The following is a 6,645-nucleotide window of genomic DNA, read 5'->3' as shown; positions in this document are numbered from 1 at the left end:
CTCGCCGCGCAGCAGCCGCGGGTCCTCGACGCGCTTGACCCGCGCGCCCACCATCTTCACGCCCATGTCAGCGCTCCCACTCCTGATCGGCGGCCTGCACCGAGCGCACGATGCCGTCGTAGCCGGTACACCGGCAGATGTGGCCGGTGAGGGCCTCCCGGATCGCGCACGGGGAGGGACCGTGCTCGCGGCGCAGCAGGTCGTAGGTGGTGAGCAGGATCCCCGGGGTGCAGAAGCCGCACTGCAGGCCGTGGTGCTCCCAGAACGCCTGCTGGATCGGATGCAGCTCGCCGCCCGCGGGCGCGAGCCCCTCGACGGACGTCAGCTCGCGGCCGTCGGCCTGGACGGCGAGCATCAGGCAGGAACGCACCGGCTCGCCGTCCAGCAGGAGCGTGCAGGCGCCGCAGGAGCCCTGTTCGCACCCGACATGGGTGCCGGTGAGGCCGAGGTCGTGGCGGACGAAGTCGGCCAGCGAGGTGCGGACGGAGACGGTGCGCTCGTAGCGGACGCCGTTGACGGTGACGGTGATCGATCGCGCGGTCGTGGCGGTGGGGTCCATTCGGGTCTCCGGTCAGGCGGGCGCGGCGTCGAGGGCGGCCCGGACCGACCGGTCGATCGCGCGCGGCAGCAGGTGGCGGACGAGCTGGCGGCGGTACGCGGCCGAGCCGTGCAGGTCCGACGGCGGGGTGAGCCCGGCGGCGAACGTGCCCGCGAGCTCCTCGACCAGCGCCGTGGTGGGCCGGCGGCCGGTCAGGCCCTCGACGACGTCGCCGGCGATCACGGGTTCGGTCGCCGCGCCCGCGACGGCGATGCCGGCCCGGAGCACCTCGCCGTCCTCGCCGAGGGCGACAGCGGCGGCGACCCCGATCTGGGCGAAGTCGCCCTGGCGGCGGGCCACCTCGACGAACGCGCCGCCGCTGCGGGCGGGCCACCTGGGGAGACGGACCTCGGTCAGCAGCTCGTCGGGCTCCACCGCGGTGGTGAAGTAGCCACGGAAGAACTCCTCGGCCGCCACCTCGCGCGTCCCGGACACCCCGCGCACGACCATCCGGGCGCCGAGGGCGCAGACGGCGGCCGGTAGCTCCGCTGCCGGGTCGGCGTGGGCGATGCTCCCGCCGACGGTGCCGCGGTTGCGGATGTGCGCGTGCCCGACGTGGTGCAGGGCGGCCGGCAGGAGCCCCCAGGCGCCGGTGGTGAGCCGGGATCCCTCCAGCAGGCGCTGGCGGGTCAGGGCCCCGACGACCAGCTCCCCCCCGTCCGTGCCGAGGTGGTCCAAGCCGGTGACGCCGTTGATGTCGACGAGCTTCGCCGGGCGGGCCAGCCGCAGGTTCAGCATCGGGACCAGGCTCTGGCCACCGGCCAGCACCTTCGCCTCGTCGGCGAACTCCGCGAGCAGGCCGACGGTGTCCTCGACGGACGCCGGGTCGAGGTAGTCGAACGTCGCCGGTTTCACTGCTGGCTCCTTCGCTGGGGTCCGGCGGTCACGTCGTGACGACGGAGCGCCACGGCCGCCGGGCGAGTGTGGCAGTACCGGCGCGCTCGGTGAGCGCCAGGGCCGCGGCCGCGGACCGCCTGCGCACGTCCGACGGGCTGATGCGGGTCGGCACCCCGCCCTGCACGACGAGCCGCCCGTCGACGTACACGCGGTCCACCTCGTCCCCGCGGGCGCTGTAGACCAGCGCCGAGACGGGCTGGTGCACGGGAGTGAGGCAGAGGCTGGAGAGGTCCGCGACGACGATGTCGGCCCTCTTGCCCGGTTCGAGCGAGCCGATCTCGTCGGCCATCCCGAGCGCCGTGGCACCGTCGATCGTCGCCATCTCCAGCGCCTTCTCCGCCGTCATGATCTCGGCGTCGCGGTGGGCGCCCTTGTGGATCAGCGCGGCGAACTTGATCGCCTGCAGCATCGAGTGGTTCGAGCTGGAGGCGGGCCCGTCCGAGGCGAGGCCGACGGTGAGCCCGCGGCGCTGCATGCGGGGGACCGGGGCGATGCCGGAGCCGAGGTAGAGGTTGCTGCACGGGTTGTGCGAGACGCCGGCCCCGTGCGCGGCCAGCAGGTCGATGTCGTCGTCGTCGCACTGGACACAGTGCACGGCGAGCAGGTCCGGGCCGAGCAGCCCCGTGGCGGCGGCGAAGGCGACGTCGCGCATGCCGAAGCGGCGCAGCGACTCCGCGACGTCGAACGGCGACTCCGCGAGGTGCATCGTCACCAGCACGTCGGTCGCGTCGGCGAGCGCACGCGTCTCGCGCAGCGTCGGTCCGTCCACCGACCAGCTCATGCACGGCGCGAGGCCGACCCGCACCCGCGACCCCGGCCGGTTCCAGCGCTGCACCAGGCCCTGCGCGTCGTCGAGCGCGGCATCGAGCGACTCGACCAGCGGCTCCGGGACGCCGACGTCGGCGCCCGCCGTGACGTAGCCGCGCGCGAGGATCCCGCGGATGCCGGTCTCGCGCATGGCGGTCGCGACGGCCTCCCCCAGGCCGGGGCGGGGGTGCACGTACATGAAGTCGACGATCGTCGTCGTCCCCGTGGTGAGCGCCTCGGCGCAGCCGTGCAGCGCCGCGACGTGGCAGTCCTCCTCGGTGAGCTCGACCGCCGACGGCCCGGTCATGGCGGTGAACCAGTCCGCGAGCACCCGGTCGTCGCCGAGCCCCTTGAGCAGCGTCTGGAAGAGGTGGGTGTGCGTGTTGACCAGCCCGGGAAGCACCATCTGGCCGGTGGTGTCGACCACCTGCGCGGCCGGGAAGGCGGCCCGCAGCCGGTCGGTGTCGCCGACCGCGAGCAGGCCGCCCGACGTCGAGGAGAACGCGACGGCGCCGTCGTCGATCACGCGGCGGGCCGGGTCCATCGTGACGACGGTCCCGCCGGCGAGGAGGGTGACGCCTGGGTCCACGACGATCCTCTCGGTGGGCGGGGTCTGCGGGCTGTGTGGGCTCTGTGGGCTTTTCGGGATCGTCGGCGCTGACTCCGATGGATTGTGGTGGCCTTCCGGTGTCCGGTGCCATAGTCGTTACGTCCGGATACGGCGCAGGAGAACGGACGTTTCGTCGGGGGTTCGCGATGACGCTGACGCTGGGCGAGGTGCTGGAGCTCGACGCCCTCCGGCGCGCGCGGCCGGAGATGCTGCACGGCGACCATCTCCTGGACCGCCCGGTCCGCTGGGTGCACACGAGCGAGCTGGCCGAGGCGGCGTTCCTGCTCAAGGGTGGCGAGCTGCTGCTCACCACCGGCCAGGGGCTGTTCGGGCGGGGTGCGGTGGGGGAGACGGCGTTCGTCGAGGCCCTGGCCGAACGCCGCGTCACCGCGCTCGCGCTGGAGCTGGGCTGGACCTACACCGAGGTGCCCGAGGCGCTCCTGGTGGCCGCCCGGCGCACCGAGGTCGCGCTGCTCGTCCTGCACGAGATCGTGCCGTTCGTCGAGATGACCGAGCAGGTGCAGACCGCGATCCTCGAACGGGCGGCCGCCACCGCGCGGCGCGACCGGACGCTGCGTGAGCGCCTCACCGACACCCTCCTGGCGGGGGGCGGGCCCACCGAGCTGGTCACCGAGCTGGCCGCGCACGTCGGGGCGCCGGTCGCCGTCGTCACCCGCGACGGCATGCAGGTCGCGGGAGCGCGGCCGGAGAGCGGCAGGCGCCCGCGCGCGGTGTGCCGCCGCGACGTGCGGCTGCTCGACCAGCTCTGGGGCCACGTCCAGGTGCTGCCGCCCGCGAGCCCCGACGACCCGGCCGTCGACGCCGCATGCACCGCGGGCGCCGAGGCGATGAGCCTCGCGCTGCTGCGCTCGGCCACCGCGGACGACCTCGCCGCCCGGCGCAGGCGGCTGGTGCAGGAACTGGTGGACGGGCGCCAGGCCGGGGAGATCAGGACCACGGCCGCCGCGCTCGGCCTCCCGCTCGCCGTGGACGGCCGCTACGTCACGGTGCTGGTGAGCGGGGTGCCGCGGGACGAGGTGCCGACCGCCCTGGGTGCCGTCGAGCGGGCGCTCTGGCCTGCGACGGCGCTCGTCGGCGATCTCGGCACGGAGCTCGTGGGGATCGCGGCCACCGCCGCGGTGGACGGTGCGGCGGTGCTGGCGGCGATCGAGCACGTCCCCGGCGCCGGCGGGGCCCGGGTGGTCGTCGGGCCGTCGGTGACGGGCCTTGCCGAGGCCGGCCGGGCCGTCGCCGAGACGCGCCGCGCGCTGGACCTCGCCGTCGCGATGGACATGCCGGACCGGTGCCTCTCGGCCGCCGCGCTGTCCGCGCAGGTCCTGCTCGGTGAGCTCGTCGACCTGCCCGCGGCGCAACGGCTCGTCACCGACGAGATCGGCCCGCTGCTCGACCACGACCGCCGCACGAGCGCCCGCCTCGTGGAGACCCTGCGCGTCTACCTCGCCCACGGTTCCAGCAAGGTGGACGCCGCCGCGGCCCTGCGCATCCGGCGGCAGACCATGCACCAGCGGCTCGGCCGGATCACCCAGCTGATCGGGGACGTCCGGGTGCCCGGACGCCACACGAACCTCGTCCTCGCGCTCGCCCTCGCCGCGCTGGAGCAGGACGCCGGGGATGCGACCCGGCGCGGATCCCGGGCCGTTCGCCGAACCGAGGGAACCGCTCCTCGCCTCGGGCGTCGTCCACCCGGAAGTGACTACGTAACGTGACAGTACGGGCGCCGGCGACGCACCCGCTCCCCCCTCCGGGCATCCCGCCCGGATGCGGTGCGTCGCCGCAGCCCCGGAGGAACCGTGACCTCGCTGCGCCATGCCGCGCTGTCCGCGGTGATCGTCGTCCTGGTCCTGTCCGGTATCGCCTTCGCTGGCCCGCGGGCGGGCGGGCCGCCGGCGGCGGACGCCCGGCTCACCACGGACGCCGGCGCGTCGACGGCCCCGCCGACGATCCCCCCGCCGACCGGGTCGACCGTCCCCACGGCCACCCCGGACGCCACCCACGACGCCGCTCCCGATGCCACGTCACGGCCGCGTCCCACCCGCACGGCCCCGCGGGCCGCGGCGCCGTCGCGTTCGCGGACGACCGTCGCGCCCGCCCCGCGCGGTGACGGCGTCGCGCGGCAGGTGCTCGCGCTGGTCAACGCCGAGCGCGCGGACGCGGGCTGCGACCCCGTCGTGCTGGACGACCGGCTGACGGCGGCGGCCGGGCGGCACAGCAGGGACATGGCGGCCGGGGACTTCCTCTCCCACACCGGATCCGACGGGGACTCGTTCGCCGATCGCATCCGGGCCGCCGGCCATCCCTCGCCCCGCTCGGAGAACATCGCCGCGGGCCAGGAGAGCGCGGAGTCGGTCGTGGAGGCGTGGATGGACAGCGCCGGGCACCGCGAGAACATCCTGGACTGCAGCGCGCGCAGCATGGGCGTGGGGCGCGCGAGCGGCGGCAGCCTGGGCGTCTACTGGACGCAGGACTTCGCGGACTGACCGGAGTGGGGCTGGCGTCTGCGGGGTGCGGGCGGGGTCTGCGAGGGGGTCGGCCTCTGCGAGATGGGGTCTGCGAGGGTCCGACGGCTCGGGTGGGTGTGCGGCCCGGGTTGCCGGTCGCGCTCGCACACACCCCGGGGCGCTCGCACCCACCCCGGGGTGGGCACGCACACCGTCGGCGGTGTGTGCCAGCGCCTGCGGGTGTGTGCGGCGCGCCGGTCAGCTCCAGATCGTCACGTAGACCGGCGGGCGGAACCGCGACGGCGGCATCCCGGCGCTCGGTGCGCGCAGCAGCCGCATCGCCTCCGGGGTGCTGAGGAAGTGGCGCAGCGAACCGGCCGCGGCGGAGCGGCGGTCCGTCGCGGGTGTCGTCACGAACCATGTGGTCTCCGTCGACATGCCGGGCAGGTCGACGGTCTGCAGCTCGCGGCGGCGCAGCTGGTGCACGGCGAGATGGGCGACGGCCGGGGCGGCCCCGCCGCCGCGGACCGCGGCCTCCCACGCCGCCGTCTGGTTCTGGAAGACCGACAGCCGCGACTCCCGGACGCCGAGGACGCGCAGGAGGCGGCTGACGTCGCTGTCCGGGTCGGTCGCCGTCGGATCGACCAGCCAGGGCCAGTGGGCGGGCGGGCCGGTCAGCCGGTGCCCGGTGGCGGCGAGGACGACGAGCTTGGCCCGCAGGACGGGCTCGGAGATGAGGTCGAGACTGCGGTCGTCGTCGAGGCGCGGCCCGAGTGCGACGTCGGCGAGCCGCTGGGACACGAGCGCGCGCATCTCGTTCGTGTTCGACACGCCCGCCGAGACCTCGATCAGGCCCGAGGAGCGCGCGGTGAACGCGTCGGCGAGCGGGCTCGCGACGAACTCGACGATGGTGCTGGTGGCGACGAGCCGGAGCTGCTGGGCGGCCCCCTTGGCCGACCGCACGGCCGACTCGGCCTCGGCGCCCAGCGACACCATCTGCGCGGCGATGGTGAGCAGGCGGGTCCCGCCGGGCGTGAGCGTCATGCCGGATCCGGCCCGGATGACGAGCGGATCGTCGAGATACTTGCGCAGCGCGGCGATCGCCTGCGAGACGGCGGGCTCGCTCACCCCGAGGGCGGTGGCGGCGGCCTTGACCGAGCCGAGCCGAGCGACGAGTACGAACGCGTTGAGCTGCGTCAATGTCACGCGGCGGATTCTGCCCGGTGACGGCTGGTCACGGCGCACACCGATAACCGGGAGGGTGAAGCGGACTA

The 6,645-nt window shown here is 75.1% G+C and carries 6 protein-coding genes; 2 read left to right on the top strand and 4 right to left on the bottom strand.

The genetic code is table 11. The features are described from left to right. Positions 1-67: 67 nt before the first annotated feature. From AB7F12_RS31550 to AB7F12_RS31540, 3 genes are read right to left on the bottom strand one after another with little or no spacing between them, the layout of a single operon-like run. On the bottom strand, positions 68-559 hold the full coding sequence (locus AB7F12_RS31550; RefSeq protein WP_428518085.1) for a (2Fe-2S)-binding protein: 492 nt from the start codon (positions 557-559) through the stop codon (positions 68-70). A 12-nt stretch (positions 560-571) separates the two neighbouring features. Next, positions 572-1,453, bottom strand: coding sequence for an FAD binding domain-containing protein (locus AB7F12_RS31545; protein WP_428518083.1), 882 nt, complete (start codon positions 1,451-1,453; stop codon positions 572-574). Positions 1,454-1,481: 28 nt separating this feature from the next. Next, positions 1,482-2,891: an amidohydrolase family protein gene (locus AB7F12_RS31540; protein ID WP_428518081.1), complete on the bottom strand. Its 1,410-nt coding sequence runs from the start codon at positions 2,889-2,891 to the stop codon at positions 1,482-1,484. Positions 2,892-3,058: 167 nt separating this feature from the next. On the opposite strand from AB7F12_RS31540, the gene AB7F12_RS31535 reads away from it, so the two are divergent. Beyond that, the gene (locus AB7F12_RS31535; RefSeq protein WP_428518079.1) at positions 3,059-4,639 is read left to right on the top strand and encodes a PucR family transcriptional regulator; all 1,581 of its coding nucleotides are present in this window, start codon (positions 3,059-3,061) and stop codon (positions 4,637-4,639) included. A gap of 84 nt (positions 4,640-4,723) precedes the next feature. Then, entirely contained in the window at positions 4,724-5,410 is a 687-nt protein-coding gene (locus tag AB7F12_RS31530; RefSeq protein ID WP_428518077.1) for a CAP domain-containing protein, read from the top strand. Positions 5,411-5,629: 219 nt separating this feature from the next. Here AB7F12_RS31530 and AB7F12_RS31525 read toward each other — a convergent pair whose 3' ends face one another. Continuing rightward, positions 5,630-6,577 (bottom strand): LysR family transcriptional regulator, encoded by a 948-nt coding sequence (locus AB7F12_RS31525; RefSeq protein WP_428518075.1) that lies wholly within the window; start codon positions 6,575-6,577, stop codon positions 5,630-5,632. Between the last annotated feature and the right edge of the window lie 68 nt (positions 6,578-6,645).

It is taken from the genome of Pseudonocardia sp., assembly GCF_050250275.1.
GTDB lineage: Bacteria > Actinomycetota > Actinomycetes > Mycobacteriales > Pseudonocardiaceae > Pseudonocardia.
This window is presented reverse-complemented; position numbering and strand designations above follow the sequence as displayed.